Genomic DNA, 26,021 nt, shown 5'->3' with positions numbered 1-26,021 from the left:
CATGGTCCCGTGGCTGGGCCAGGAAGAGACGGATGCCGTCGCCGACGCGATCGCCAGCGGATGGGTCGCGCAGGGACCGCGGGTGCTGCGGTTCGAGCAGGAGTTCGCCGCGGCGATGCACGCGCCCTACGCGGTGGCCACGACCAGCTGCACGACCGCTCTGCACCTCGCGCTGCTGGTCGCCGGCATCGGAGCGGGCGACGAGGTGATCGTGCCGTCGTTCTCGTTCATCGCCACCACCAACGCCGTCCGCTACGTCGGCGCGAACCCGGTGTTCGCGGACGTGGATCCCACCACCGGCGACCTCACCGGCGCCACCGTGGCGGACGTCCTCACCTCGGCCACCCGCGCTGTCATCGCCGTCGACCAGGGCGGCGTGCCGGTGGACCTGGATGAGATCCGTGCGGTGGCCGACCCGGAGGGGATCGTCGTGGTGGAGGATGCCGCGTGCGGTGCGGGATCCGTCTACAAGGGCCGCCCGGTGGGGGCGGGGGCGGACATCGCGGCATGGTCGTTCCACCCCCGCAAGCTCCTGACCACCGGCGAGGGCGGGATGATCACCACCTCGCGGGAGGACTGGGCGCTGCGCGCACGGCACCTGCGAGAGCACGCGATGAGCGTCTCGGCCTCCGACCGGCACCGCTCGGTGCTGCCGGCCGCCGAGGAGTACAGCGAGATGGGCTTCAACTTCCGGATGACCGACCTGCAGGCCGCGGTGGGCATCGTGCAGCTGAGCCGCCTGCCCGAGATCGTGGCGCGCCGCCGCGAGATCGCGCAGACCTACCAGCGTGCGATCGCCGAGATCCCCGGGCTGCGCGCGGTCACCGACCCGCCCTACGGCACCGGCAACTACCAGTCCTTCTGGGTCGAGGTGCTCGAGGGGTACCCGAGCGACCGGGACGGGCTGCTGGAGGCGCTCGCCGACGCGGACATCTCCGCCCGGCGCGGCATCATGGCCTCGCACCGCCAGCCGCCGTACCGCGGCCTCACCCCGCCGCAGGGGCTCCCGGTCACCGACCGCCTGACCGATCGCACCCTGATCCTGCCGGTGTATCACTCCCTGTCGGCCGCCGACCAGGACCGGGTGATCGCGGTGCTGCGCGCAGCGGGGAGCGCGGACGGTGAGTGAGGGAGTGCTGCTGGTGGGGGCGAGCGGGCTGGCGCGCGAGGTCCTGGCCGCCGGGATCGTCGGGGTCACCGGCATCCTGGACGACAACCTCGAGTTGCAGGGCACCGAGATCGCCGGCGTCCCGGTGATCGGACTGACCGGCGATGCGACGCGGCGGGACGAGATGCTGCTGGTGTGCATCGGGCCGAGCGTGAGCCGCCGCACGGTGGTGCGCCGGCTGCGGAAGTTCGGGGTGCCCGAGCAGCGCTTCGCCACCTATGTGGCGCGCTCGGCGCGGATCGGCGCCAGCAGCGCCGTCGGGGCCGGCAGCATCGTGCTGGACGGCGCGGTGGTCACCGCCGATGCGGTCCTCGGGCGCCATGTCGTCGTGATGCCCAACTGCACGATCGCGCACGACAACGTCGTGGAGGACTTCGCGACCCTCGCCGCGGGCGTCGCACTCGGCGGATCCGTGTGCATCCGCGAAGCGGCCTACCTGGGGATGAACGCGTCCATCCGCCAGGGCGTGCAGATCGGCGCCGCCGCGACGGTCGGCATGGGCGCCGCCGTGCTGGAGGACGTCCCGTCCGATCAGATCTGGGCCGGCGTGCCGGCCCGCCGGCTGGAGGAGGCGCGATGACCGGCGTCCCGTTCCTGGATCTGGCCGCGCAGCAGGCCGAGATCGTCGACGAGGTGCTGCCGGTGTGGCGCGCGCAGCTCGAGTCCGCCGGCTTCATCGGCGGGGCCGAAGTGGACGCCTTCGAGCGGGAGTTCGCGGACTACGTCGGCGTGACGCACGTCGTCGGTGTCTCCAACGGCACCGACGCGCTCGAGCTCGCCTACCGCGCGGCCGGCGTGGGGCCGGGCGACGAGGTGATCATGCCCGCCAACACGTTCATCGCCACCGCCGAGGCGGCATCCCGCATCGGCGCCGTGCCGGTCTTCGTCGACGTCGACGACGAGCACCTCCTGATGGATCCCGACGCCGTCGAGGCCGCGATCACGGCACGCACCCGTGCGATCGTCCCCGTGCACCTGTTCGGGCAGACCGCACCGATGGATCTTCTGCTGCCGATCGCGCAGGGCCACGACCTGGTGCTGATCGAGGACGCCGCCCAGTCGCAGGGTGCGTCGTGCGCGGCCGGCCGCGCCGGCGCACTGTCGCGCGTGGCGGCGACCAGCTTCTACCCCGGCAAGAACCTCGGTGCGGCCGGCGACGCGGGCGCTGTCCTGACCGATGATCCCGACGTCGCGGCGCTCGTGCGCACCCTCGCCGGCCACGGCAGTGCGACCAAATACGTGCACACCCATGTGGGGGTCAACGCGCGCCTGGATGCCGTGCAGGCGGCGGTGCTGCGCGCGAAGCTGCGCCGGCTGGAGGGGTGGAACCAGGCCCGCCGGGTCGCTGCCGAACGGTACGCGCAGCTGCTGCGGGACAGCGAGGTGCGGATTCCCGCGGTCCGGCCGGGGAACACGGACGTCTGGCACCTGTACGTGGTGCGCGTGGAGGACCGCGACCGCGTCGTGGCGGAGCTGGGCGCGGCGGGCATCGGCACCGGCATCCACTATCCGACCCCGGTGCCCCTGACCGACGCGTATGCGCCGCTCGGCCACCGCCGCGGGCAGTTCCCGGTCGCGGAGGCTGCGGCGGGCCGCATCCTGTCGCTGCCGATGTTCCCGCACCTGACCGGGGCGCAGCAGGAGCGGGTCGCGGACGCGCTGGTGCGCGCCGTGGCCCGGGAGCTGGTGTGACCATGCGCGTGTATCGCCCGATGCCGATGCGACGACGCCCCACCGTGACCGTCGTCATCCCGCACTTCAACTACGGCCAGTACCTGCCGACCGCGGTGGGCTCCGCCCTCGACCAGCGCGGCCTGGACGTCGAGGTCATCATCGTCGATGACCGGTCCACCGACGGCAGCACGGAAGCGGCACGCCGCATCGCGTCCGCCGACGAGCGCGTCACGCTGGTGGAGCACGAGCAGAACATGCGGCACATCCGCACCTACAACGACGGGCTCTCGCGAGCCTCCGGGGACTACGTCGTCCTCCTCTCGGCCGACGACGCACTCACCCCGAACTCGCTGACCCGGTCGGTGGCGCTGATGGAGGCGCACCCGCGGGTCGGGCTCGTCTACGGCGGGGTGGAGTGGTTCCACGGAGAGCTCCCCGCCGCCCGCGGCGGTCGCGGATGGTGGCAGGTGTGGGGCGGTGACGAGTGGACCGCGCGGCTCGTGCGCCGCGGACGCAATGCGGTGGTCAACCCCGAAGCGGTGCTGCGCCGCTCGGTGTACGAGGCCACCGGCGGCTATAACCCGGACTTCCCGCACTCCGCGGACATGTACATGTGGCTGCAGGCCGCGGCCGTCAGCGACGTCGGGTTCGTGGCCGGGCCGCGCCAGGCGTACTACCGCGATCACGGCCAGAACATGCACTCCACCGAACACGGCGGGCTGCTGGATGACATGGCGCAGGTCCTCGGCGTGTACGAGCGGTTCTTCGCCCACGACGGCGCGGTGATCCGGCGCGCGCCCGGTCTGATCCGCACGGCGAAGCGGTCGGTGGCCCGCGAAGCCCTGCTGCGGGGGGCGCTGCTGACCGCGGACGGGGCCCCCACCGAGGTGCTGGTGCAGATGCAGGACTTCGCCCGCGCGACCGCCCCCGAGATCGTCCGGTCTGCGGTGTGGCGGTGGGCGGAACTGACCGCGCAGGACGGTGCGCCGGCCCGCCTGGTCGGCTCCGTGGAGAATCTGCGGTGGAAGATCCGCTCCCGTCGGCACCTCGAAGTCGGTCTCTGAGGCCACGACGATGGGCATCCGATGAGCGTGAACGGCGCGTCGCTGCGTGCGCAGGCGACACGCGGAGCGGCCTGGAGCGGGGTGAGCACGATCGTGCTCCGCCTCGGCGGTCTCGTCGTCGGCATCATCCTCGCCCGGCTGCTCAGCCCCGAGGAGTTCGGCGTCTACGCGGTCGCGCTCACCGTGCAGGCGATCCTGATCACGGTGGCCGATCTGGGTCTGTCGGCCGATCTCATCCGCACCGATGACCCGGAGCGCATCGCGCCGACCGTCGCCACGCTGGGCCTCACCAGCGGTGCTGTCATGACCGCGATCACGCTGGCCTCCAGCGGCGTGATCGCCGAGCTCCTCGGCTCGCCTGCGGCGGCCCCGACCATCGCGGTGCTGTCCATCACGCTCGTCCTGGCCGGGGCGACCGTGGTGCCCTACGCGATGCTGCAGCGCCGATTCCAGCAGCGCGAGCTCTTCTACGTCGGGGTGGCCGACTTCGTCGTCTCCACGACGGTGACCCTCGCCCTGGTCGCGATCGGTCTGGGGCCGTTGGGCCTGGCGATCGGACGGGTCGCGGCCCAGTGCGTGTCCACGCTCATGCAGTTCCTCCTCGCGCGCGTCGTGCCGCGGTTCGGCGTGAACCGGTCGGTCGTGGGGCCCGTGCTCGCGTTCGGCCTGCCGATCGCCGCGGCGAATCTGCTGTCCTGGGCGCTGCTGAACGTCGACAACATCGTGCTGGCGCGGGTGGCCGGGGTGACCGCCCTGGGCTACTACGTGCTCGCGTTCAACATCTCCAGCTGGCCGATGAGCGCGCTGTCGCAGGTGGTGCGATCCATCTCCCTGCCGTACTTCTCGCGCACGGGCAGCGGAAGCGAAGGTCTCTCGTCCGTCGTGGCGGTCGCCTGGGCGGGAGCTCTGCCCGCCGGCGCCGTCCTGGCCGCGCTGAGCGCGCCGCTGATCGAGGTCGTCTACGGCCCGAAGTGGCTTCCGGCCGCGCCCGTCCTGGCCGCCCTCGGGCTGTACGGAAGTCTCCGCGTCGTGTTCGACATCTTCGCGGGCTTCCTCTACGCCCGGGGTCTGTCCCGCCCGGTGCTGTGGGTGCAGATCGTGTGGCTGGTCGTCCTGGTGGTGGGCATGATCTTCGCGACGCGGGCCTTCGGGATCATCGGCGCCGGCTGGGTGCACGTGGTCGTGGCCGTCGTGGTGATCCTGCCCGCCTACGCGATCGCGCTGCGAGCAGCCGGGGTGCGATTCACCACGGTCCTGCGCGCGGCATGGTGGCCGACCGTCGCCGCCGTCCCGGCGGTCGGTGTCGCGATCGCGGCCCGCGTGTTCCTGAGCGACCCGGTGTTCGCCGTCCTGGTCGGCGGCCTCGGCGCGGTCGTGGTGTACCTGCTGGTGGGCTGGCCGTGGCTGCGCGCCCACGCACGCGCGATCCGCGGCCAGCGCCGCACGGAGGTGGCAGATGCTTCGTGAGACCGCCGCGACCGCGGCCCCGGCGGTGTGGGAGGACTACGCCGAGACGCACGCGCTGTCCGGGCGTGCGCTGCGCGTGCTGGCGCGCGCGACCCCGGCCCAGCCGAGACCGCTCCTGCGGGTGCGCGCACCCCGGCTCACCCCGCGGGAGCGGCCGCTGGTCTCGGTCGTGATCCCGTGCTACAACTACGCCGGGTATCTGCCGGATGCCGTCGGCAGCGCGGTCGCGCAGCAGGCGGTCGATGTCGAGGTGATCATCGTCGACGACGTCTCCACCGACGACAGCGTCCACGTCGCCCGCCGTCTCGCGGCGACGCACCCGAACGTGCGGGTCCTGGTCCGGCCGGAGAACGGCGGGCATGTCCGCGCCTTCAACGCCGGCTGCGAGGTCGCGTCCGGCGACTACGTCGTGAAGCTGGATGCCGATGACCTGCTCGCCGCCGGGGCCCTGGCCCGTGCCACCGCCCTGTTCGAGGCGCATCCCCGCGTCGGTCTGGTCTACGGCCACCCGCGGCACTTCGCCGGCGCGCACCCGCCTGCCACGCGCCTGCACGAGGTGGGGTGGACGATCTGGTCGGGCCGGGACTGGCTGGCCGAGCGCTGCCGGCTCGGGGTGAGTGCGATCACCAACCCGGAGATGGTCCTGCGCTCCGCGGTGCTGGCGGAGGTGGGTCCGATGAACCCGGCGCTGCCGTACGCGCCGGACATGGAGATCGCGATGCGCGTCGCGGCGGTCAGCGACGTCGGATGGGTCGGCGGCGCCGACCAGGCGCTGCACCGGGAGCACGACGCGAGCATGAGCGCGAACGACGGTTCCGGCACGCTGGTGGACCTGGTCGCCCGGGCGGGCGCCTTCGCCAGCGTGTTCGAGCGGGTCGGGGCGCGCATCCCGCAGGCGGCGAGCCTCCGGGACCGGGCCCGCCGCGCTCTGGCCGAGGATGCGCTGCGGTTCGCGTCGGCGGCGGTGGACCGCGGTCACCCGCGCGCCGAGTACGCGGCGCTCCTGGATTTCGCCGCCGACGTGTGGCCGCCCTCGAGCGAGTGGGCACGCTTCCGGCGCATCCAGCGCGGAGCCCGGGCGGCGCGCCCCGCGGCCCTGGCCCGCCGCGCAGCCCGCCGCATCCGTCAGCGGCTGTACTACGCCCGCTGGGTGGTGTCCGGTGCGTGAGCCGATCGGCATCCGTGCCTCCGAGAGCCGCGGGCCATGCGCAGGGTGATCGCGGTGCTCGCCCGAGCGGGCCGCGCCCGCGACGTCGGTGTCCGCGGCGTCGCGCAGCGGATCGCGTGGCGCGTCTACCGGGCCACCGGCGCGGCGGACCTGTTCTTCCAGATCGCGGACGAGGACATCCTGGGCAGCGTCCCCGAGGACCTGGCGGTTCCGGCCACCCGGCCGCACCGCGGGCGGCCGTTGACGATCGGGTGGGTCTCGACGGCACCGGCGCCGGGCTCCGGCGGACACACGACGCTGTTCCGGATGGTGGAGGCGCTGGAAGCGCGCGGTCACCGGTGCGTCCTGTACTTCTACGACCGTCACGGTCTGGACGCTGCCGCCCTGGACGCTGTCGTGCGCGAGCACTGGCCGACGGTGCGCGCGGAGGTCCGAGACGTCCGCGCCGGCATCCGCGCCCTGGATGCCGTGGTCGCGTCGGGGTGGGAGTCCGCCCACCTGATCGTCGGGTACGGGCAAACTCCGATGCGCCGGCTGTACTTCATCCAGGACTACGAGCCGCACTTCTACGGGCACGGCGCCGAGTACGAGTTCGCGGCGATGACCTACCGGCTTCCGTTCCGGCTCATCGCGCTGGGCGAGATGCTGGAGGGAATGATCCGCCAGCACACCGGGCTGGCCACGGACGTCGTCCCGTTCGGCTGCGATTCGGCGGCCTACCGACTGCCGACGCCGCAGCCGCACCGCCGCGGGGTCGTGTTCTACTCCCGCCCCGACTACGCACGTCGCGGCTACCAGCTCGCCCGGGTGGCATTGACCCGGTTCCACCGGCTGCACCCGGACCAGCCGATCCACGTCTACGGGGCGCCGCCTCGGGGGCTGCAGGTGCCGCACTCGTTCCACGGTCGCCTCACCACCGGTGAACTGAACGAGCTGTACGGTCGCACGGTCACAGGGCTGGCGATGTCGTTCACGAACATCACGCTGGTGGCCGAGGAGATGCTCGCCGCCGGCAACATCCCGGTCGTCAACGACATGCCCCTCGCGCACCTCGTGCTGCCCAACCCGCACGTGCGGTGGGCCGAGCCCACCGCCGACGGTCTCGCGGCGGCGCTCAGCGCGGCCGTCACCGCCGCCGACATCGACGCGAACGCCGCCGCCGCTGCCGCGTCCGTGATCGGGCGATCGTGGCAGCCCACCCGTGACGCGGTCACCCGCATCATCGAGGACGAGGTGTACGGACAGTGACCGCGATCCGCACGAACGTCCACCACCTGCTCGCGCGGGCCGCCGAGGCGAGCCCGGACGCGCCGGCTCTCACGTACAAGGGCGAGACCGTCACCTACGCCGACACGTGGCGGGCGGTCGCCTCGGTCGCCGCGCATCTGCGCGAGCTGGGCCTGGTGCGCGAGGACCGCGTCGCGGTGTACCTGGAGAAGCGGATCGAGACCGTCGTGGCACTGTTCGCGGCATCCGCCGCCGGCGGCGTGTTCGTCCCCGTCAACCACGTGCTCAAATCCGCCCAGGTCGGCCACATCCTCAGCGACAGCCGAGCCCGGGTCCTGATCACCTCGGCGGATCGTCTCGGTGCGCTCGCCGACGTGCTGCCGCACACCGCGGTCGAGCATCTGATCGTCGTCGGTGACGTCGTCGAGCCCGCGATCGACGCGGCGGTGCACCCCTGGCGCACCGCCGTCGCCCAGGAGCTGATCGAGCCGGCTGCCCTCGACATCGACCCCGCCGCGATCCTGTACACCTCGGGCAGCACCGGCAGACCGAAGGGGGTCGTGCTCAGCCACCGCAACCTGCTGGCCGGGGCGGAGAGCGTGAGCACGTACCTTCAGAACACGGCGGACGACGTGATCCTGAGCGCGCTGCCGCTCAGCTTCGACGCCGGGCTGAGCCAGGTCACCACGGCGTTCTCGGTCGGTGCGCACGTCGTCCTGATGAACTACCTCGTCCCGCGCGACGTCCCCAAGCTCTGCGCACGGCATGGCGTGACCGGGATCACCGCGGTTCCTCCGCTCTGGCTGCAGATCGCAGAGGTCCCCTGGCCGGAGGCGGCCGCCGAACGCCTCCGCTACTTCGCCAACACCGGGGGACGGATGCCGCGTGCCACGCTGGACCGGCTCCGCGACACGTTCCCGCAGGCCGCGCCGTACCTGATGTACGGCCTGACCGAGGCGTTCCGCTCCACCTACCTGGATCCGGCCGAAGTGGATCGGCGGCCCGACTCGATCGGCAAGGCCATCCCGAACGCGGAGGTCCTGGTGCTCCGGCCCGACGGCACGCGCTGCGACCCGGGCGAGCCGGGTGAGCTGGTGCACCGCGGAGCGCTGGTGGCCCTGGGCTACTGGAACGACCCGGTGCGCACCGCCGAGCGGTTCCGCCCCGTGCACCACCCCGATCAGGAGTGGCGCGCACCCGAGATGGCGGTGTGGTCGGGGGACACGGTCGTGGCGGACGAGGACGGCTTCCTCTACTTCGTCGGACGCGCCGACGACATGATCAAGACCTCGGGCTACCGGGTCAGCCCGACCGAGGTCGAGGAAGCGGCCTACAGCACCGGTCTCGTCCGGGACGCCGTCGCCGTCGGGGTACCGGATCGGGCGCTGGGACAGCGTGTCGTCCTGATCGCCACGGCCACCCAGCCGGAGCTGGATATCCCGGCCCTGACCGCCGCCCTGCGCCGGCTCCTGCCCTTCTACATGGTCCCCTCGCAGATCGACGCGCGCACCGAACTGCCCCGCTCGCCCAACGGCAAGTTCGACCGCGCCCTCCTGAAGGCCGAGGTGCCCGCGTGAGCCCGCACGACCACGTCGCCGCATTCGGCGCGATCGACGGCCAGCTGAAGGTCGGCGGGATGCCGCTCAGCCGGCTGGCCGGTCGCGTCGGGTCCACGCCGTTCTTCGCCTACGACCGTGGCCTGCTCGACGCGCGGGTGGACGCCCTGCGTGCGGCGCTTCCGGCGCGCATCGAGCTGAGCTATGCGATGAAGGCGAACCCGATGCCCGCTGTCGTGCAGCACCTCGCCCGGCGGGTGGACCGCATCGACGTGGCCTCCGGCCCGGAGATGCAGGTGGCGCTGGACACCACGATCCGTCCGGACCGCGTCAGCTTCGCCGGGCCGGGAAAGACGCCCGCCGAGATCCGTCAGGCCGTCGCTGCCGGCATCCTCATCGAGATCGAGTCCAGGACCGAGCTGGGTCGGGTCATCGCCGCCGGCGACGAGCTGGGCCTGACCCCGGACATCGCCATCCGGGTCAACCCCGACTTCGCGGTGAAGGGCTCGGGGATGCGGATGGGCGGCGGACCGCAGCAGTTCGGCATCGACGCCGAAGAGGTGCCCGCGCTGCTGCGCGACCTGTCCGGCGCCGGGGTCGACGTGCTCGGCTTCCACGTCTTCGCGGGCTCGCAGAACCTGCACGCCGCGATCATCGCGGAGGCCCAGCGCCGGACGGTCGAGCTCGTCAGCACGCTCGCCGACCACCTCGACGGCCCGGTGCGCTACCTCAACCTCGGCGGAGGTTTCGGCATCCCGTACACCGAGAAGGACCAGCCGCTGGACCTGGACGCGGTCGCGGCGGGCCTGCACGAGCTGATCGACGGTCCGGTCGCCGCGCGGTTCCCCGAGGCCAACCCGGTGATCGAACTGGGTCGTTACCTCGTCGGGGAATGCGGCGTCTACGTCACCCGCGTGCTGGACCGGAAAATCTCCCGGGGCAAGACGTACCTGGTCGTGGACGGCGGGATGCACCATCAGCTGGCCGCCTCGGGGAATTTCGGCCAGGCGATCCGGCGGAACTACCCGGTCGTGGTCGGCAACCGCGTCGAGGCCGATTCCGGCGATGCGGTCACCGTCGTGGGGTGCCTGTGCACGCCGCTGGATCTGCTCGGCGACGACATCCCGCTGCCGCCGGCGGCGATCGACGACCTCATCGTGATCTTCCAGGCGGGCGCCTACGGGCTCACCGCCAGTCCCACCGCATTCTTGGGGCACGCCGCCCCCGCCGAAGTGCTCGTCTGACACCGAAGGAGACCGAGATGACCGACACCCTGGATGCCGTCCGCACCGTCCTCGTCGACGCGCTCGAGCTGCCGCAGGACCCCGGCGAGCTCACGCCGGACACGGCGCTGTTCGGCGCTCTTCCCGAGCTGGATTCATTCGGCGTCGTCGCCCTCGTCGCGGCGATCGAGGAGCGCTTCGACATCACGATCGACGATGACGAGTTCGGTGCGGAGCTGTTCGACACCGTCGGCTCGCTGACCCGGTTCGTCGAGGCGAAACTGGCGCCGGCCGTGCGATGAGCTCCGCCGCCCTGCCCGGGTTCATCGCCACCACCCGGCGCCCGCTTCCCCCGCCCCCGGCCGGGGTGACCCGGGTCGTCTGCGGCCCGGCAGCGCTGGATCACTGGGGACTGCGGGCGGCGCCGGATCCGCACCCCGTGCTGGCCGTCTCGCGGGTGGTGCGACGGGCCGGGGGAGGCGTGAGCGAGGGCGACGTCGCCGAGCTGATGCGGGCCGATCCGCACGCACTCAGCCGGCTGCTGCCGCCGTTCGGCGCGGTCGGGGCGGACCGGAGCGGTGTGACGATGGTCGCGGATTCGCTGGGGTTCCAGCACCTGTTCCACTCGCAGACCGGGCGCACCCGAGCCGGAGTGCTCTCCAGTTCCGCGCTGCGCGCGGGCGGGGCCGCGTCCGCGCCGCTGGATCGCACCGCTGTGGGCGTCCAGTCCCTGCTCGGCTGGCAGCTTGGCCAGCGCACGCTCTTCGAGGGCATCCGCAAGCTGGACCCCGGCGCGATCGCCCGGCTCGGACCCGATGGGGTGGCGGTCACCTCGTCGCGTGCGCCCGCGGCATCCCCGATCGAGCTGGACGACGCCGTGCACGAGGCCGCCGCGCTTCTGCGACGATCCCTCGATGCGCTGCTGGATGACCACCCCGACGCGGTGCTCCAGCTCACCGGCGGTATGGACTCACGGCTGCTGCTCAGCGCCATTCCGCAGCGTCGGCGGCGCGGGCTGCGAGCCATGACGCTGGAGGTGCCGGGGACCGGCGATGTCGCCCTGGCCCGCACGATCTCGGCGCGCTACGGCATCCACCACTCCGTGCACGGGCTGGCGGATGTGGCCGCGGTCAGTCCGGACCAGGCGTGGGAGCTGTGCCGTGCCGACGCCGTCCGCCTCGACGGCATGGCCGACCCGGTCGCGCTCGCCGCGCAGCGGATCGCCGAGCGCGACTTCGACCAGGGTGTGCGCATCTCGGGTCTGGGCGGCGAGATCGCCCGCGGGTTCTACTACCTCGGGCCGGTGCGGGAGCGGACCTACACCAGGAAGGATGCCGAGCAGCTGGCGTCCTGGCGGATGTTCGTGAACGAAGCGGTCGAACCCGGCCTGCTCACGGAGGACTTCAGCACGTGGGCGCGGGAGGCCGCGAACCGGGCCGTGTACGAGGCGCTCAGGGCCGGCGGGGACGAGTGGTTCCGGGCGGCCGACGAGCTGTATGTCGCGCATCGCATGCAACGGTGGGCGGGCGCCACCGATGTGGCCGTGTCCGATCAGCGCGTGGTGATCAACCCCATGCTCGACCCGGGCTTCCTGGATATCGCGGCGCGGCTACGCCCCCAGGACAAGGCGGGCGCGCGCTTCCTCGGCGCGCTGCAGATGGAACTGGATCCTGAGCTCGGCGCGATGCCCCTGGACGGCAGGCCGCCGCCATCGGCGTACGCGCACCCCGCACGGTGGCAGCCGGTGCTGGACGCCGTGCGCACCGGCCGCAAGGCGGCACGCAAGGCGCTGCAGCGGGTGCGGCGCGGCAACCGCCCCCCTGCGGGCGGATCGATCATGACGGCGAAGGTGGTCGCACACTGGAGGGAGCATCCGGGGGTGCTCGATCCCGTCCGCGACATGGACTTCGTGCGCGCCGAGTGGGTCGAGGGCGTGCTCGCGGGACGCGTGGAACCGCGTCCGAGCTCGGTGGCGCTCGTGACGAACCTGGTCGTCGTCAGCTCGCTGGACCGGGGGTAGCGGACCCGACGGCGCGCGTGGCGATGTCTTCGTAGAGCTGGTTCATCCGCTCCAGGCGGTGCGCCCACAGGTGGGTGCGCGCAACGCGTTCGCGCGCCGCGTCCCCCATGCGGCGCCGCAGCCCGGGCTCGTCGACCAGCGTGCGGATCGCGCCGGCGACATCGGCGGCCAGCTGCGCGGGGGAGTCCGCGTCGAGCCGGAACGCGCAGGCGTCGTCGACGTTCGCGCCGGGCCCGCCGCGGCGGCAGACGACGAGGGGAAGCCCGTAGGCCATCGCCTCCAGACTCACATTGCCTCCGGGTTCGCGGTAGCTGGGGAAGACGAAGACGTCGGCGCGCTCGTAAAACCCATCCACCGCCTCGCGGGGCACCTTGCCGTGGAACCTCACCCTGGCACTGACGCCGAGCCGCACCGCCAGGGCTTCGCAGGCCGCGCGGTCGTCGCCGTCCCCGAGCACGTCCAGGACCACATCCAGGTCGCGGGTCAGGCCGAGGGCCGCGATCGCATCGCGCAGACCCTTGGTGCGCACGATCCGGCCGACGTAGAGGAGCCGGACCGACCCTTCGTGCGCGGAACGGTCCACCGGCGGAGGGACGGTGTGGACCGCAGTCTCGCTCATGATCTCGAACCGGCGCAGGGTCAGCCCGCTCAGGAAGTCCTGGACATACGGCGCCACGCCGATCACGCACGCGGCCGACTCGTACGTCCGCCGAAGCAGCGGATCACGCCGGATGCGCCACGCGTCCAGGGCGCGCAGTCGCTGCCACCAGGGGGTCGTTCCCTCGTCCTCGGCGAATGCCGGGGGCGAGCCCAGGCTGCCGCCCACCGGCCCGATGAGGAGCGGAATCCCCGAACCCGCCGCGGGCGACGGGTAGCGCATCGCGACCGGTACGGCCTGATGGGCGATATCGAAGCGCTCGCCGTCGGCCAGCCGCCGGCGGAGCCATCGGCGAGCACGGAGATAGAACGGGACGTAGCCGGGCTGCATCAGGCTGTTCAGTCGCTCGAATCGGCCGACCCCGGGTGGCTCCTGCCACTCGATCACCCGAACGTCGGGCAGTTGCACCGCTGAGGGCGTGTGGCCCCGCTTATAGGTCGTCAGCAGGGTCAGATCGTGTTCGTCGGACAGCATCTGCGCCCACTGGAAGGCGACCCACGCTTCTCCGACGTCCTCGCCGTCGCAGGCCGGTGCGATCATCAGGACCTTCATCGTGGCCGCCCCTCTCGATGGGTTCACTTGGGGAGCAGGGCGTCACTCGCCCCGAGCAGCGGCGGCCGCTCCGCGGGTTTCAGCAGCGCCCGCAGCGTCGGCCAGGACTTGGCATGACCCAGCAGTGCGCGGCGCAGTTCGGTCGCGACGGTCAACCAGAAATAGACCGTCGCGCGGACCGTGCCCGTTCGCCGACGGTACAGTCGCACGCGATTGAGGATCTTCATGGTGTGCGTCGTCGCGCTCTCCCCGGAGCCGCCGCCGACGTGCATGGCGCCGGCCGCCGGGGTGAACACCGTCGCCCATCCGGCGTCCTTGGCGCGGAGGCTGAAGTCGGTCTCCTCGGAGTACAGGAAGTACGACTCGTCCATTCCGCCCAGCGTCGCGTAGCGGCCGCTGTCCACCAGCAGGATCGCGCCCACCGCCCACTCCACCTCGTGCTCGGTCTGGTACTGCTCGGGGTCTTCGATGCGCTCGGTGAAGACCGGCCAGCCGGTGAAGCTCAGCCCGCCGACGCGCCCCATGGTGGGACCGCGTCGCAGCGTCGGGGACAGGCTGCCGTCCTGCTCGCGAACCCGCGGCGCCACGACGGCGACTTCCGGTCGGCGGAGCACGTCGTACATGACCGGCACCGAATCCGCATCCAGCACGGCGTCGGGGTTGAGGATCAGGATCGCCGCAGCATCCGGGGAGTGGCGCACCGCCCGGTTCATGCCCGCGGCGTACCCGTCGTTGCGGGAGAGGACGACCGTGCAGTCCGTGCGGGTCTGCAGGATCTCTCGCGTACCGTCGGTGGACCCGTTGTCCACGACCACGACCGAGTAGGACAGATCGCCCATCGCCGCGGGGATGCTGTCGAGCAGGTCGGCGATGTGGCGTTCGCTGTTGTACGTCACGACGACGGCAGCGACGTCCACGGACGCGTCGGTCATCTCAGCAGCGCTCCCAGGCTCGCATCGGCATCCTCTATCCGCCGCAGCGCACCGGCCAGCCCCAGGATCAGGAACAGGGTGCCCATCGTCATCGGGAACGCGAAGGCGTCGAACATGAACAGGCACGAGAACCCGGCGCAGATCGCCGCGGCCAGCGCCAGCGCGAGGTCGCGCGAGGATTCCGCCCGCAGTCTGGCGCGGAGCCGGAACAGCGTCACCGCGGCGGTGACCCCCAGCGCGAGGAATGCCAGCGTGCCGATGATGCCGATCGTCACAAGAAGAAGGAGGTACTGGTTGTCGAAGATCCGGTACTTGGGCAGCAGTGTGCCCAGGCCGCGTCCGAACCAGGGGTCGCGGGCGATGAAGTCGCCGGCGAAGGCGAAGCCGTCGGTGCGCGAGGTGATGCTGGGGTCATCGCCGGCCCCGCTGAAGAGGCCGACGATCGAGCCGACGAAGTTGGGTGTGAGCACCACCATCGCCAGCACACCGGCCGCTGTCACGGCCACCACCCGTCGTCGTCGTTCCGGTGCCCACCCGATCAGGCAGACGAGCAGGGCGATGGCCGCCCCGAGGTAGGCCGAGCGGGAGGACGTGAGGGGAATGACCGCGGCGACCGCAGCAGCGGGGAGCCACCGCACGAGCAGCGGGCGATGCGTGTGCGAGAAGCCGACGTGAAGCGCGATCGGAAGGATCATCGACAGGATGACGCCGTACTCGATGGGATGAGTTGCCGTGCCCGGCGGCCGCGGATAGCCGCCTCGCGCGCCGAGGGTGTACGACGGTCCGCTGACGAGGCCGGGCACCGACAGCTGATCGACCCACAGCTGGCGCGTGGCGATCTGGATCAGGCCGAGCGCCGCCAGAAGCCCGCCGCACACCGCGAACCGCCAGATCAGGGTGTCGAGCCTGCTTCTCTGGTGGATGCCGTCGTGGGTGAGCAGCAGCGTGCCCGACCACGACGCCAGGGCGAGCAGTCCGACATCGGCAGGACTCACCTCGTCCGCGCTGATGGGCCGCGTCATGGCGAGCACGTACGTGACCCCCACGCAGAACAGCAGGATGCCGAGGGCGATCCGGATGGGCTGCGGCTCGGTGACCGCCCGGCGGGCGGCGCCGACGAAGGTGAGCAGCCAGAGCAGCAGACTGCCCAGGCCGAACAGCAGCGAGGGAGCCCCCGCGCTTCCGAGCGGCCCGACGATCAGCCGGGTGGGCAGGAACAGCAGCAGCACCAGATACAGCGTCAGCCATCCGACCGAGTCGGTCGTGGGCCTGGTCTGCGGGAGGCGCAGCAGAAGTCCGGTCACCTATCCCGTCCCGCCCGGACCTCCCGCGGGCCAGGGACCGAGCCCTCGGGTTCCTCGATCGACGGGGGAGGCGTCGTCGGCCCCGCCCCGTGTGCGGCCTCTGCGGGGACGGAATGGGGGGCTCTCGGCGTCGGCGTCGGCGTCGGCGATGGCGGCGGCACTGGATGCGGCGGGAGCTGTCCGGCGCATCCGGCGTCGTAGCAGAAGACCGTCCAGCGCGAACGCGGCGAAGCCCGTCACGACCACGCCCAGGACGATGGCGGCGATGACGTTGCGAACCGTCGCGGATGTCTCCGCCGTCGCCTCACTGTCCACGGCCAGCTCCATCGAGGTGATCACCGACGAGGCAGGCGCTTGCACCTCGACCTGCAGCCGAGCCAGCTCCTCGGGGATGCGGGTCAGCAGGAACTCCAGCGTCGAGAGGGTCCCCTCCGCCGATCGGTCGGTCACGTCCACCGAGATGACCGGCCCGCGGACGGACTCATCCAGCAGGACCTCGTACTCGGCGGTTCCGGACCGCTCCTGGACCTCGGTGTGCGCGGACTCGCTGGCGAAGTAGGCCACGACGATGCTCGCCGGCTGCTCCAGGCCGCTGAGCGCGAGGAAGGGGTTGCCGCCGTCACCGACCGCGTTCGCGCCGGGAAGCAGGAGGACCAGCGCTCGGGCGTTGTACTCCGGGGGGGTGACGGCGTAGGCGCTCACGGCGAGGCCGACGGTCAGGGCCAGCCCGAGCAGCACGACGTACCACCGGCGCGCCAGCGCCTTGACGACATCGGCTATCACGGGCTTCCTCCCCCCACGAGCATTCCCGGAAGGCCACGGACATGGTTAGTCTAATCGGGGGGAGCTATGACTTTCTGGGGGCTTTTGCGAGCAGTTCTCAGGTACTGGCCCATCGTTGTGGCGGGTGCGGTCTGCACGGCCGCGGCGGGCCTGGCGATTCTGAGCGACGAAGGCGTGTACTCCACGCGCACCGAGATCGTGTTCCTGGCGCCGACGAGCCCGTCGAATCCGAACGCCCTCCGCACCCAGTCCGAGGACGTCATCGACATGGCGGGCGTCGTGGCCAAGCGGCTCACCGGCCCGGGCGAGGTGCCGAAGTTCGCGGCACCGGATGTCACGCTCGTGGGCCTCGGTGTCCGCGACGGCTGGTCGCTGCGCCTCCCGGACACGGGCGGCCAGTGGAGTTCGAACTTCGCCACGCAGCGACTCGTCCTGGACATCGTCGGGCCCACGACCGAAGCGGTCCGGGAGCGCCAGGATGAGCTCCTGGACCGCGTGCAGGGCGAATTGTCCGCATTGCAGAGCGAGCGAGGCGTCGCGGACGTCAACCGGATCACCGCGCTGGCAGCCCCGGAGACGACCGTGATCGCCCACGTCGGAGGCAGTCGTCCGCGCGCCCTCGCAATGACCCTGGCGCTGGGCGTCGGCGCCATCCTGACCGGAGTCCTGGTGCTGGAGCGCCGCCGCCTGCGCCGGGAATTCGAACAAGGGTCGCTGCTGCGCCACGGAGAGGCAGCCGCGCCCGCTCGATCCGATCGGCAGCGGGTCCGGCGCTGACGGGTGGTGTCCGCGGCGCAGCGGACACCACCCGTCAACGGTCAGTTCGCCGGGGCGACCACCGTGCCGTCGTCGAACAGGTTGTTCGTCCAGACCGCGCCCGGCGCGTTGATGTCGAAGGACGTGATCGGTCCCCAGTATCCGCAGACATACCCGCGGCCGCCCGCACCCATCTGCGTGCCGCGCTGCCACACATTGTTGGTGAACCGGATGTCACGGGTCTGACCGGAGTAGGGCTTGCCCGCCGTGGAGCCGCCGTAGGTGCAGTAGCCGCCCGAACCCGCGATGATCAGGTTGTTGTCGATCCGGTTGTTCTGCACCGGATCGAAATCCGGATAGCCCGTGATGGCGGCGGAGCAGCCGGCATCCGGGGCGAAGTCCGGTGCGTCGCACGCGATGGTGTTGTGGATCAGGTTGCTGTTCGTGTTGACGCGGATGCCGGATTCGTGGTTGACGCCGGTCGTGTCGTGCAGCTGGCCGTGGACGTACGAGTCCTGCACCGTGCAGTCGGCGTAGCAGTTGATCGAACGCGTCCCACCGGTCACCTCGACCCGCAGAGCGGTGAAGAAGGCGTCGCCGATCCCCGTTCCGACGTAGTCGCCTGCGAACACCTCGCTGTCGGTGATCGTGAACGAGCCGGCGCCGGCGGTGTAGTCGGCGTAGACGGTCCCGTTGATCCTCGAGTTCTTGATCACCACGTCCTTCGCAAGGATCCGCAGCGAGCAGTTCACCTGCTTGCCGTCGATGACGTACCCCGCGGTCTGGATGGCGCACGGACCGGTGTAGTCCGTCAGGGCCACGCCGGACGGGACGCCCGTGGTGTCAGAATTCGGGAAGGTGCGACCGAGTGCGACGAACCCACCAGAGCTGGGTGGTTCCGGGGTGGCGGTCGGCGTCGGCGCAGGCGTCGGGCTGGCCGTCGGCGTGGCCGTCGGCGTCGGCCGCGGCGTCACGGTCGGTGTCGGCGTCGCCGTGGGCTCCTCGCTCGGTTCCGCGGTCGGTGCCGCGGTCGGCTCGGACGTCACGGTGGGGGCGGGCGTCGCAGCCGGTGCCCCGGGTGCGTAGACGACGTCGACGAGGTAGTTCGAGCCCTGCCACGCGGAGGTGGGCACCGTGCTGGTGTCGCCGTAGCGGTAGACGCCGGCGTTCGCGGTCAGGCTGAAGCCGTTCTGGGATCTGGCCGAGGCCAGGTCGCGTTCGATCGAGGGGTAGCCGCCGTTCGGCGCCTGATATGACACCACGTACGTGCGGTCACCGGTCAAGCCGACGGGGTTCGTCAGCGGGATGGTTCGCCACCCGGGGGTGGTGGTGGCTGGAAAGTCGACGGTCGCCAGCACGCTTCCCCCCTCCGTCCACAGTGTGGCCGTGGTGACGTTGCGCGCACCGCTGCTCTGGTAGTACTGCACGGCCGTGACGGTCCCGGAGGTGTCCGGCGAGAACCGGACACCCAGTTCCACCGCGGCCCGGTCGCGGTCGACGTCCGTCGTCGGTGCCAGGTCGTCGGCGAAGATGCCGGTCGTGGTCGGTGCGGCGAGGGCGGGAGCGATGGCCGCGCCGGTGAGGGCGATCGCCAGAGTCGCGGCCACCGCCAGGCCCCGCTTCAGTCGCAGCTGCAGCGGCGCATGGGGGGAGAGAGCTTTGTGAGACATATCAATCCAAGGGGGTTTCGCTGGGGGGAGCGTTGAATGGGATTCAGGTTGAAATGGGATTCAGGTTGAATCGGGTTCCTTGGGAGTATTGCCCAGGACATGTGCATTTGAGCCGGGTATGAGAGAAGCCTCACGGAGTTTTTCGGCGGCGAGTAGGATTTCGGCCATCCCGGCTGCGCGGTCCCGACGCCGCGGAGACCCGTCAGGGAAGGCGCCCGGAATGGCTCGAAGGACCCGCCCGTCCCGCGCTCTGGTGCTGGTGTCGCTCGCGGTGTATGCGGCTCTGGCCGCCGCGATTCTGCTCGCGCCGTTCTCGGTGACCGGGGGTCTGGACGCCTTCTCCGCGTGGGTGCGCCGGGATCTGCAGATCGCCTGGTTCGGCTCCGGGTGGTTCGAGTTCGCCGCCAACGTGGTCCTGTTCGTTCCGCTCGGTCTGCTGCTGACGCTGCTGTTCGCCCATCCCTGGCGCGGCGTGATGCTGGCGCTCGGAGTGTCGGCGGCTGCCGAGCTGGCACAGTTCCTGATCCCGTCCCGCGAGCCCAGCCTGCGCGATGTGCTGGCGAACGTCGGCGGGGCGGCACTCGGGGCGGGGCTCGCCTGGCTCGTGCTGCGGCGGGCCGCGGCATCCGCCGGGAGCGCCGTTCCCGAGGAGACGACGATCTGATGGAGGGCGCGCGGGCGGACGACGCCGGAACGGAGAAGGCATCACTCGAGCTGCGGCCGATCCTCGATGCGGATGCCGAGACCGTCGCCGCGTTCCTGCACAAGCACCTGAACACTCGCGTGCCCCACGCGGCATGGCGCGCCCTGTTGTCGCCCCCGTGGCGTGCGGCGGCGCCGAACAGCGGCTTCCAGCTGAGGGCCGGCGAACAGATCGTCGGCGTCTACGCGGCGGTGTATTCCGAACGCGACATAGACCGGGCGACGGTGCGGTTCTGCAATCTCGCGGCGTTCTGCGTGCGGGACGAGTACCGCGCCCACAGCCTGCGGCTGCTGCGGGCGCTGCTTGCGCAGAAGGACGACGTGTTCACCGATTTCTCGCCGAGCGGCAATGTCGTCGCCCTCAATGAGCGGCTCGGTTTCGTGCGGCTCGACACGTCGACCCGGCTGAGCGTCAACCTGCCGGCGATGCCCGGTCGCGGCATCCGGGTCTCCGGCGATCCGGCCGTCCTCGAGGCGACCCTCGCCGGGGTGGATGCCGTGGCCTACCGCGATCATCGGAATGCCGCAGCGGCGCGTCACCTCGTGGTGAGCGCGCCGGGCGGATACGCCTATCTCGTCTTTCGCCGGGACCGCCGCAAGCGGCTGCCGCTGTTCGCGACGCCGCTGTACGTCGGCGGCAGCCGCGCGCTGCTGCGCGCGGCGTGGCCGCGGGTGGCATCGCATCTGCTGCTGCGGCACGGTCTGGCCGTGACGCTGGCCGAGCCGAGGATCCTGGGCTTCGCGCCGCGGCTGGGCACCGCCCTGGCCGCGCCGCGGGCGAAGATGTTCCGCGGCAGGACCATCCCGCCCGAGCGCATCGACTATCTGTACAGCGAGCTCACGCTGCTGGAATGGTGACGCACGCCCAGGGCTACCGCACCCTCTTGATCGCGCTCTTGAGCAGCTGCCCGGCTGCGGTCAGGCCGGGGCGGCGCAGGATGAGCTCGCGCATCGACTCGCGCGTGTCCTCGGCGGTCACGCTGTAGCGGGCCTGGAACCACGAGTTCGGGCGGGCGGGGAACCGGTCGCTGCTGTACACGCGGGCGTAGCCGCTGAGCTGCAACCGGTTGATGACCCCGCGGTCGTACTGGCCCAGGGGCAGCGCGGCCTCATCGACGGGGCCGCGGCTGGCGTCGGCGAGCTCGGCGCGCGCGTCGACCAGCTCCCGCGCCGCGACCTGGTCCGACATGCGCCGCCAGGAGATGTGCGACCAGCCGTGGCTGCCGATCTGCATGCCCGCGGTGCGCAGCAGCCGCAGATCGCCCGGCGACAGGCTCGCCGGATCCTCCAGCCGGCCGGCGAGCGCGAAGAACGTCCCGGTCAGGCCACGGTCCTCCATCGCCGGAAGCGCCACCGCGGCATCCGAGATGTTGCCGTCGTCGAAGCTGATGCCCACGTTCGGATGCGTCGCGATCTCATCGAGCATCCGCAGGAAGTGGGTCTCGCGCACCCAGTACCGGGCTTCGCCCTCTTCGCGCTCGCGGGTGCAGACTCCGACGCCGTGGAAGCAGATGTTCGTGATCACGGACTCATTCCGTCGGCCGGGACAGGAGCCCGCCGACGCGTGCTGGTGTCCTGCCCCCAGCCCGCACCAGCGCTCTGGGTCCGCCGGGCGCGCCGTGCGGCGAGCATCGTGATCGAGAAGTACGCCAGTGCGCCCGGCCAGAGCCGAGGCTGCGGCAGTGCGACGCGCAGCCACGCCCAGCGGTCGGTGGGGCGCACCTCGAGCGGGATCTGCCCGGTCGCCGCGGCCGCGCGCATCTCGGCGTTGCCGCGGCGCACCCGCACGAGGCGGTTCATCAGATCGCGGGTCTTGTACGGCGCCTCGACGACCACCGACACCTCACTCACCTCCGCCTTCTCTGTCCGGTCGAACTGCGAATCCAGGAACAGGTCGTCCGCCACCAGGGCCGGGAACGCACCGAACCGGGACCGACCGGCCTCGGAGACCACGATCAGCCCGCGCCCGAACAGGCCGTCGCGGAAGGCGGGCAGACGCTCGTTGATGGAGAAGTAGGCCCGTACCGGCCACGGGCGGCCCGCGGTGTTCATGCGCCGTCGCGGAACGACGGCCAACGCGCGGGGCGTCCGTTCCAGCGCGGTCACGAGCGTGGTGATCGCGTCCTGCGGCGGGACGATGTCGGCGTCCAGGTAGACGCGGGGGTAGGAGGAGGCCACCGCATCGCCCGCGTTCAGCGCGCCGGCCTTGCCGGGCGTGGGACGGTCGATCACCGTGACGCCGTAGCTGCCCGCGACCTCCGCGGTGCGATCCCGGCAGCCGTTGGCGACGACGATGATCTGATCGCCGTGCACGTCCTGGCGGAGCAGGGCGGAGAGGCAGGCGCCGATGACGCGCTCCTCGTTGTGCGCGGCGATGACGAACGTCGGTCGGACGGCGGTCGGCGCCGCGACGGGCGCCGCGGTCACGCGTGCGCCGGACATGGGTCAGAACCCGCCTTCGGCCCGAGCCAGCGCCGCCACGCGAGCCACCGCCGGGACGGGCGCCGGAGTCAGCACGGGTGCGGCTGCGGGCACGGGGGCGGGCGCCGGGACGGGGGCCGCCCGCTCGGCATCCCGAGCCAGAAGGTAGGCGTCGAAGACCTGTGCGTCGTCCAGGTCCACATAGCGGCGTCCCTGCGCGTCGAAGAGCCGGTCCGAGATCGTCTCGGGCACGGCGCGCCCGTCCAGATGGTGCCCGGTGATCCGGTCGTAGACGGCGACGTAGGCCTCGGCCTGGGGGCGCCAGTCCATCAGCTCTGTGGCGCGGTGCCGGGCGGCGCGTCCCAGACGGGCGCGCAGGCCGGGGTCATCGATCAGCCGTTCCACCTGATCGGCGAACGCGGACACATCGCCGGATGCGGCGTACAGCACGGTGTCGGCGCCGGAGACCTGCGTCTCGACCAGGTCGAACGCGACCGACGGCAGGGCGTAGGCCATGTACTCCATGGTCTTGTTCATCGTCGACACGTCGTTCAACGGCGTCTTCAGGTCGGGGCACAGCCCGATGTCGCCGCGGCTGAGGTACTCCGCCATCTGCACCCGGTCGACGCGACCGGTGAAGGTCACGTGATCGTGCAGCAGAAGCGCCTTCGCCTCGGCTTTGAGCTCGTCGAGGCAGTCCCCGAAGCCCAGGAGCGTCGCAGTCACGTTGTTGCGTCCGCGACGGTGCACCAGCTCGTCGACCACGTGCAGCGCCTGGTCGACGCCGTCCTGCGGGCCCATGATCCCGACGTAGACCAGGTTGATGCCGTCCGCCGGCCTCGGGCTGTCCGGATAGATCGGACGCATCTGCTGCGTATCCGGTCCGCTGCGCACCACGGTCACCTCGGACGCGGCGCGACCGCCCCGGCTGACCGCGATCGCCTTGTATGACTCGTTCGTCGAGATGATGTGATCGGCGGCGCGGAACGAGCGTCGCTCGAGCCACACCAGTGCCCGGTACTCCAGCCTCTTCAGCCGCCCGGTGGGTTCTCCGAAGCGCGAGCGGAACAGCTCGGGGTTCAGGTCGTGGTGGTCGAAGACGAACCGGACGCCGGCCATCCGCCACAGCAGCGCCAGGAGCCAGTACGTGTCCGGCGGGTTGCACGCCTGGATCACGTCGAACCGGCCTCCGCGGCGGACCTGCAGGCTGAGCCACGCGGTGCGCAGCCAGCTGTAGGCGAACTCCCACGCGAAGCCCCCCAGCCCCTTGGCCTCGGGCGCGGGGGCGTACTTGTAGACGTCCACGCCCTCGAGGTGCTCGCGAGCGCGGTCGCCGGGACCCTTGGGGCAGATCACGCTGACCCGGTACCCGCGGGTGACCAGAGCCTGACACTCCAGCCACACCCTCCGATCCAGTGGCACCGGCAGGTTCTGGACGATGATCAGGATGTGCGGGCGCCTCTTCGCGGACCCGCGTCTGGTGCTCTGGAACATGCTCATCCTTCTGTGTCGGAGTTCGGACGGAGGCAGAGGTGTACGGATACCGAGGGATCCACGACTGCGGCAGCCGGCGCCTGAACGCGCAAGCGGGCGGGCCGGCCGGGGATCGGGGGTTCGCAGCCGTGGATCCGGTCTCGGTGTCGGGGGGAGACTGTGCCCGGCGCAGCGGCCGGTGTCAGAGGGGCGATGAGTGCGGTCATGGATCAGTACGCACCCTGAGGGCGGATCATCACCCGGGCGGTGCGCCAGATGATCATGAGGTCCGTCATGAGCGACCAGTTCTCGACGTAGTGCAGGTCGAGGCGGACGCTCTGCTCCCAGGACAGGTCACTGCGCCCGCTCACCTGCCACAGGCCCGTGATCCCCGGTTTGATGTACAGCCGCCGGAAGACGGCCCCGTCGTAGCCGCCCACCTCGCTCGGCAGCGGCGGGCGCGGGCCGACGACGCTCATGTCGCCCCGCAGCACGTTCCAGAACTGCGGCAGCTCGTCCAGCGAGAGCCGTCGCAGCACAGCGCCGACGCGCGTGACCCGCGGATCGCTGCGCAGCTTGAACAGCGGGCCGGCGCCCTCGTTCTGCGCCAGTAGGGCGGGCAGCTCCTGCTCGGCCGATGCGCGCATCGTCCGGAACTTGAGCATGTCGAACTCCTGACCGTTCAGGCCGACGCGGCGCTGGCGGAAGAACACACCGCCCGGAGAATCGAGCATCACCAGCAGGGCGATCACCGGCGTGACCAGCGCGATCGGCACCAGCGCGACGACGGCGACCAGCAGGTCAAGCGCGCGTTTGTACGCGTGCCGGGCCCCCTCGAACGACGGGATCCGCACCTGGACGAGGGGCAGCCCCTCCACCTGACGGAACGAGATCCGCGGCCCGGCGACATCGGTCAGCCTGCTGCACAGCACCAGGTCCGCAGCGGTCCCCTCCAGCTGCCAGCTCAGGTGGCGGGTGTACTCGGCATCCTCCAGCTGGCTCGCGACGATGATCGTGTCGGCGCCCATCTCGCGCGCCGCTTCGGCGACGGTGGCCGGCGTCGCCACCACCGGGTATGTCCCGGCCGGAACGGCCACGGCGGAGCCGGCGGGCGCGTCATCCAGCGCGGCTCCCACGACCTGGTAGGCGCGCTGGTTGTCCCGCTCGAGCGTGCTGATGACGTGCTCGATGGCGGCGCGGCGGCCGACCACGATGGCCCGGGAGACGTGGTTGCCGCCGCGTCGCTGGGCGATCAGCCAGCGCCGCCAGCCGCGGCGGGTGATCAGCAGGATGAGCAGACCCACCGGCAGCGCCAGGATGAGCTGATCGCGCAACCCGTCCCACTGCAGCACGATGAACGCGATCGCGAGGAATCCGAATGCCAGACCGGTGGCGTGGGCGACCAGTTTGTACTCGGTGCTGCCGGCCCCGATGACCCGCGGCGACCTCGTCTGGAACGCCCACAGCATCGCCGTCCACGCCACCGCAGCGGTGAACGGGAGCCGGAAGATCACCCACGGATCCGCCGCGAGCGCCGGCGCGCCGGCGGCGAGCAGGTGCAGGAGCGAAGCGCTCGCGGTGACGATCACGATGACCGCGGTATCGGTTGCGACCAGGCGCCGCCGGTAGCGGCGCTGCTCGCGGCGCCGGCGTTCCAGCGCCGGCGTGATCCGCCGGGCGGCGGCTCCGGCCGCGAGCGCGCTGCTGCGGGCGGCATCGGACTCGATGCGGTCGGTCGGCGCCTGCGGCCGGACCGGCAGCTCGGGGACGGGCGCGACCCACGGCGCGGCGCCGACCTCGACGGTGGTCATCCGCGCGTCCCGGATCGGAGCGCGCGAGCGAAGTGGCGACGCACCCGTGCATCGTCGAAACTGCGCATCCGCGCACCTCCAACGGTGCGCGGGTACGCCAATAGACGTCTCCCCATGACGTACTTCCCCAGTGTTCCCCAGTTGCGGGCCCCATACCCGCGTGCGCATCGAAGAGAAGGCCTCGTCCCCGACCCCAGATCGGGAGGTCCTGCACTGCCGACCCCTCGGCAGTGCACTCTCGGCATCTTGCGATGACGGATGTGCGGTTCGAAGCCTAACCCCAAGACCGGTCATCTGTCCCGACTTTTTTCCGGCCACCGGCGTGTCGGGCGTCGTTCCGCGGTTGACGGGGGGGGGGGGGGGGGGGGGGGCCGCGGGGCCGCGGGGCGGGG

At 71.5% G+C, this 26,021-nt stretch carries 23 protein-coding genes; 14 read left to right on the top strand and 9 right to left on the bottom strand.

Annotated features, from left to right (window positions below; all coding sequences use genetic code 11):
* The first annotated feature begins 1 nt into the window (after position 1).
* From NQ152_RS11900 to NQ152_RS11850, 11 genes are read left to right on the top strand one after another with little or no spacing between them, the layout of a single operon-like run.
* Positions 2-1,129 (top strand): DegT/DnrJ/EryC1/StrS aminotransferase family protein, encoded by a 1,128-nt coding sequence (locus NQ152_RS11900; protein WP_257524145.1) that lies wholly within the window; start codon positions 2-4, stop codon positions 1,127-1,129.
* Complete coding sequence (locus NQ152_RS11895; RefSeq protein WP_257501581.1) at positions 1,122-1,748, top strand: NeuD/PglB/VioB family sugar acetyltransferase; 627 nt, start codon at positions 1,122-1,124, stop codon at positions 1,746-1,748. Before NQ152_RS11900 ends, NQ152_RS11895 begins: the two co-directional genes overlap by 8 nt.
* Positions 1,745-2,860 (top strand): DegT/DnrJ/EryC1/StrS aminotransferase family protein, encoded by a 1,116-nt coding sequence (locus NQ152_RS11890; RefSeq protein WP_257501582.1) that lies wholly within the window; start codon positions 1,745-1,747, stop codon positions 2,858-2,860. The genes NQ152_RS11895 and NQ152_RS11890 overlap by 4 nt, the downstream gene beginning before the upstream one ends.
* Before the next feature lie 2 nt (positions 2,861-2,862).
* Positions 2,863-3,906 (top strand): glycosyltransferase family A protein, encoded by a 1,044-nt coding sequence (locus NQ152_RS11885; protein ID WP_257501678.1) that lies wholly within the window; start codon positions 2,863-2,865, stop codon positions 3,904-3,906.
* A gap of 21 nt (positions 3,907-3,927) precedes the next feature.
* On the top strand, positions 3,928-5,373 hold the full coding sequence (locus NQ152_RS11880; protein ID WP_257501583.1) for a lipopolysaccharide biosynthesis protein: 1,446 nt from the start codon (positions 3,928-3,930) through the stop codon (positions 5,371-5,373).
* Positions 5,363-6,541, top strand: a complete 1,179-nt coding sequence (locus NQ152_RS11875; RefSeq protein ID WP_257524119.1) for a glycosyltransferase family 2 protein — start codon at positions 5,363-5,365, stop codon at positions 6,539-6,541. The genes NQ152_RS11880 and NQ152_RS11875 overlap by 11 nt, the downstream gene beginning before the upstream one ends.
* Before the next feature lie 36 nt (positions 6,542-6,577).
* Positions 6,578-7,789, top strand: a complete 1,212-nt coding sequence (locus NQ152_RS11870) for a glycosyltransferase family 1 protein (RefSeq protein WP_257524118.1) — start codon at positions 6,578-6,580, stop codon at positions 7,787-7,789.
* Positions 7,786-9,345, top strand: a complete 1,560-nt coding sequence (locus tag NQ152_RS11865; protein WP_257524117.1) for an acyl-CoA ligase (AMP-forming), exosortase A system-associated — start codon at positions 7,786-7,788, stop codon at positions 9,343-9,345. Before NQ152_RS11870 ends, NQ152_RS11865 begins: the two co-directional genes overlap by 4 nt.
* Positions 9,342-10,568: a pyridoxal-dependent decarboxylase, exosortase A system-associated gene (locus tag NQ152_RS11860; RefSeq protein ID WP_257524116.1), complete on the top strand. Its 1,227-nt coding sequence runs from the start codon at positions 9,342-9,344 to the stop codon at positions 10,566-10,568. Before NQ152_RS11865 ends, NQ152_RS11860 begins: the two co-directional genes overlap by 4 nt.
* Before the next feature lie 17 nt (positions 10,569-10,585).
* Positions 10,586-10,849, top strand: a complete 264-nt coding sequence (locus NQ152_RS11855) for an acyl carrier protein (RefSeq protein ID WP_257501588.1) — start codon at positions 10,586-10,588, stop codon at positions 10,847-10,849.
* The gene (locus tag NQ152_RS11850; protein ID WP_257524115.1) at positions 10,846-12,567 is read left to right on the top strand and encodes a hypothetical protein; all 1,722 of its coding nucleotides are present in this window, start codon (positions 10,846-10,848) and stop codon (positions 12,565-12,567) included. Before NQ152_RS11855 ends, NQ152_RS11850 begins: the two co-directional genes overlap by 4 nt.
* On the opposite strand, the gene NQ152_RS11845 is transcribed toward NQ152_RS11850, so the two are convergent.
* Genes NQ152_RS11845 through NQ152_RS11830 form a run of 4 tightly spaced genes read right to left on the bottom strand, consistent with a single transcriptional unit; the run spans position 12,545 to position 16,796 of the window.
* Positions 12,545-13,777, bottom strand: coding sequence for a glycosyltransferase family 4 protein (locus NQ152_RS11845; RefSeq protein WP_257524114.1), 1,233 nt, complete (start codon positions 13,775-13,777; stop codon positions 12,545-12,547). The two genes, NQ152_RS11850 and NQ152_RS11845, sit on opposite strands and share 23 nt — an antisense overlap.
* Before the next feature lie 23 nt (positions 13,778-13,800).
* Positions 13,801-14,709 (bottom strand): glycosyltransferase family 2 protein, encoded by a 909-nt coding sequence (locus tag NQ152_RS11840; protein WP_257524113.1) that lies wholly within the window; start codon positions 14,707-14,709, stop codon positions 13,801-13,803.
* A complete protein-coding gene (locus tag NQ152_RS11835) occupies positions 14,706-16,013 on the bottom strand; it encodes an O-antigen ligase (RefSeq protein ID WP_257501592.1) in 1,308 nt (435 codons plus the stop codon). Before NQ152_RS11835 ends, NQ152_RS11840 begins: the two co-directional genes overlap by 4 nt.
* Positions 16,014-16,796 (bottom strand): hypothetical protein, encoded by a 783-nt coding sequence (locus NQ152_RS11830; protein ID WP_257524112.1) that lies wholly within the window; start codon positions 16,794-16,796, stop codon positions 16,014-16,016.
* Between the two features lie 66 nt (positions 16,797-16,862).
* On the opposite strand from NQ152_RS11830, the gene NQ152_RS11825 reads away from it, so the two are divergent.
* The gene (locus NQ152_RS11825) at positions 16,863-17,573 is read left to right on the top strand and encodes a hypothetical protein (protein ID WP_257524111.1); all 711 of its coding nucleotides are present in this window, start codon (positions 16,863-16,865) and stop codon (positions 17,571-17,573) included.
* Between the two features lie 41 nt (positions 17,574-17,614).
* Here NQ152_RS11825 and NQ152_RS11820 read toward each other — a convergent pair whose 3' ends face one another.
* The gene (locus tag NQ152_RS11820) at positions 17,615-19,222 is read right to left on the bottom strand and encodes a DUF4082 domain-containing protein (RefSeq protein WP_257524110.1); all 1,608 of its coding nucleotides are present in this window, start codon (positions 19,220-19,222) and stop codon (positions 17,615-17,617) included.
* A gap of 220 nt (positions 19,223-19,442) precedes the next feature.
* Between NQ152_RS11820 and NQ152_RS11815 the strand changes: the two genes are divergently transcribed.
* Together NQ152_RS11815 and NQ152_RS11810 are read left to right on the top strand one after the other, a co-directional pair.
* Positions 19,443-19,886, top strand: coding sequence for a VanZ family protein (locus NQ152_RS11815; RefSeq protein ID WP_257524109.1), 444 nt, complete (start codon positions 19,443-19,445; stop codon positions 19,884-19,886).
* The gene (locus tag NQ152_RS11810) at positions 19,886-20,782 is read left to right on the top strand and encodes a hypothetical protein (RefSeq protein ID WP_257524108.1); all 897 of its coding nucleotides are present in this window, start codon (positions 19,886-19,888) and stop codon (positions 20,780-20,782) included. The genes NQ152_RS11815 and NQ152_RS11810 overlap by 1 nt, the downstream gene beginning before the upstream one ends.
* Positions 20,783-20,795: 13 nt before the next feature.
* On the opposite strand, the gene NQ152_RS11805 is transcribed toward NQ152_RS11810, so the two are convergent.
* From NQ152_RS11805 to NQ152_RS11790, 4 genes are all read right to left on the bottom strand, one after another.
* A complete protein-coding gene (locus NQ152_RS11805) occupies positions 20,796-21,449 on the bottom strand; it encodes a polysaccharide deacetylase family protein (RefSeq protein WP_257524107.1) in 654 nt (217 codons plus the stop codon).
* The gene (locus NQ152_RS11800) at positions 21,446-22,366 is read right to left on the bottom strand and encodes a glycosyltransferase family 2 protein (protein ID WP_257524106.1); all 921 of its coding nucleotides are present in this window, start codon (positions 22,364-22,366) and stop codon (positions 21,446-21,448) included. Before NQ152_RS11800 ends, NQ152_RS11805 begins: the two co-directional genes overlap by 4 nt.
* A 3-nt stretch (positions 22,367-22,369) precedes the next feature.
* Positions 22,370-23,839, bottom strand: a complete 1,470-nt coding sequence (locus tag NQ152_RS11795; RefSeq protein WP_257524105.1) for a glycosyltransferase family 4 protein — start codon at positions 23,837-23,839, stop codon at positions 22,370-22,372.
* 209 nt (positions 23,840-24,048) lie between these two features.
* Entirely contained in the window at positions 24,049-25,629 is a 1,581-nt protein-coding gene (locus NQ152_RS11790; RefSeq protein ID WP_257524104.1) for a sugar transferase, read from the bottom strand.
* Positions 25,630-26,021: the final 392 nt, after the last annotated feature.

Source organism: Microbacterium sp. zg.B48, from assembly GCF_024623505.1.
GTDB lineage: Bacteria > Actinomycetota > Actinomycetes > Actinomycetales > Microbacteriaceae > Microbacterium.
The sequence above is the reverse complement of the archived record's forward strand: the minus strand, read 5'-3'. Positions and strand labels throughout refer to the sequence as shown.

Excerpts from the sequence above, each read along its gene's own strand:
- NQ152_RS11885 (WP_257501678.1), top strand. The coding sequence starts at position 2,863 with ATGCGCGTGTATCGCCCGATGCCGATGCGACGACGCCCCACCGTGACC.
- NQ152_RS11850 (WP_257524115.1), top strand. The coding sequence starts at position 10,846 with ATGAGCTCCGCCGCCCTGCCCGGGTTCATCGCCACCACCCGGCGCCCG.
- NQ152_RS11875 (WP_257524119.1), top strand. The coding sequence starts at position 5,363 with ATGCTTCGTGAGACCGCCGCGACCGCGGCCCCGGCGGTGTGGGAGGAC.
- NQ152_RS11845 (WP_257524114.1), bottom strand. The coding sequence starts at position 13,777 with ATGAAGGTCCTGATGATCGCACCGGCCTGCGACGGCGAGGACGTCGGA.
- NQ152_RS11870 (WP_257524118.1), top strand. The coding sequence starts at position 6,578 with ATGCGCAGGGTGATCGCGGTGCTCGCCCGAGCGGGCCGCGCCCGCGAC.
- NQ152_RS11810 (WP_257524108.1), top strand. The coding sequence starts at position 19,886 with ATGGAGGGCGCGCGGGCGGACGACGCCGGAACGGAGAAGGCATCACTC.
- NQ152_RS11795 (WP_257524105.1), bottom strand. The coding sequence starts at position 23,839 with ATGTTCCAGAGCACCAGACGCGGGTCCGCGAAGAGGCGCCCGCACATC.
- NQ152_RS11840 (WP_257524113.1), bottom strand. The coding sequence starts at position 14,709 with ATGACCGACGCGTCCGTGGACGTCGCTGCCGTCGTCGTGACGTACAAC.
- NQ152_RS11880 (WP_257501583.1), top strand. The coding sequence starts at position 3,928 with ATGAGCGTGAACGGCGCGTCGCTGCGTGCGCAGGCGACACGCGGAGCG.
- NQ152_RS11900 (WP_257524145.1), top strand. The coding sequence starts at position 2 with ATGGTCCCGTGGCTGGGCCAGGAAGAGACGGATGCCGTCGCCGACGCG.
- NQ152_RS11815 (WP_257524109.1), top strand. The coding sequence starts at position 19,443 with ATGGCTCGAAGGACCCGCCCGTCCCGCGCTCTGGTGCTGGTGTCGCTC.
- NQ152_RS11790 (WP_257524104.1), bottom strand. The coding sequence starts at position 25,629 with ATGACCACCGTCGAGGTCGGCGCCGCGCCGTGGGTCGCGCCCGTCCCC.
- NQ152_RS11820 (WP_257524110.1), bottom strand. The coding sequence starts at position 19,222 with ATGTCTCACAAAGCTCTCTCCCCCCATGCGCCGCTGCAGCTGCGACTG.
- NQ152_RS11855 (WP_257501588.1), top strand. The coding sequence starts at position 10,586 with ATGACCGACACCCTGGATGCCGTCCGCACCGTCCTCGTCGACGCGCTC.
- NQ152_RS11825 (WP_257524111.1), top strand. The coding sequence starts at position 16,863 with ATGACTTTCTGGGGGCTTTTGCGAGCAGTTCTCAGGTACTGGCCCATC.
- NQ152_RS11800 (WP_257524106.1), bottom strand. The coding sequence starts at position 22,366 with ATGTCCGGCGCACGCGTGACCGCGGCGCCCGTCGCGGCGCCGACCGCC.
- NQ152_RS11890 (WP_257501582.1), top strand. The coding sequence starts at position 1,745 with ATGACCGGCGTCCCGTTCCTGGATCTGGCCGCGCAGCAGGCCGAGATC.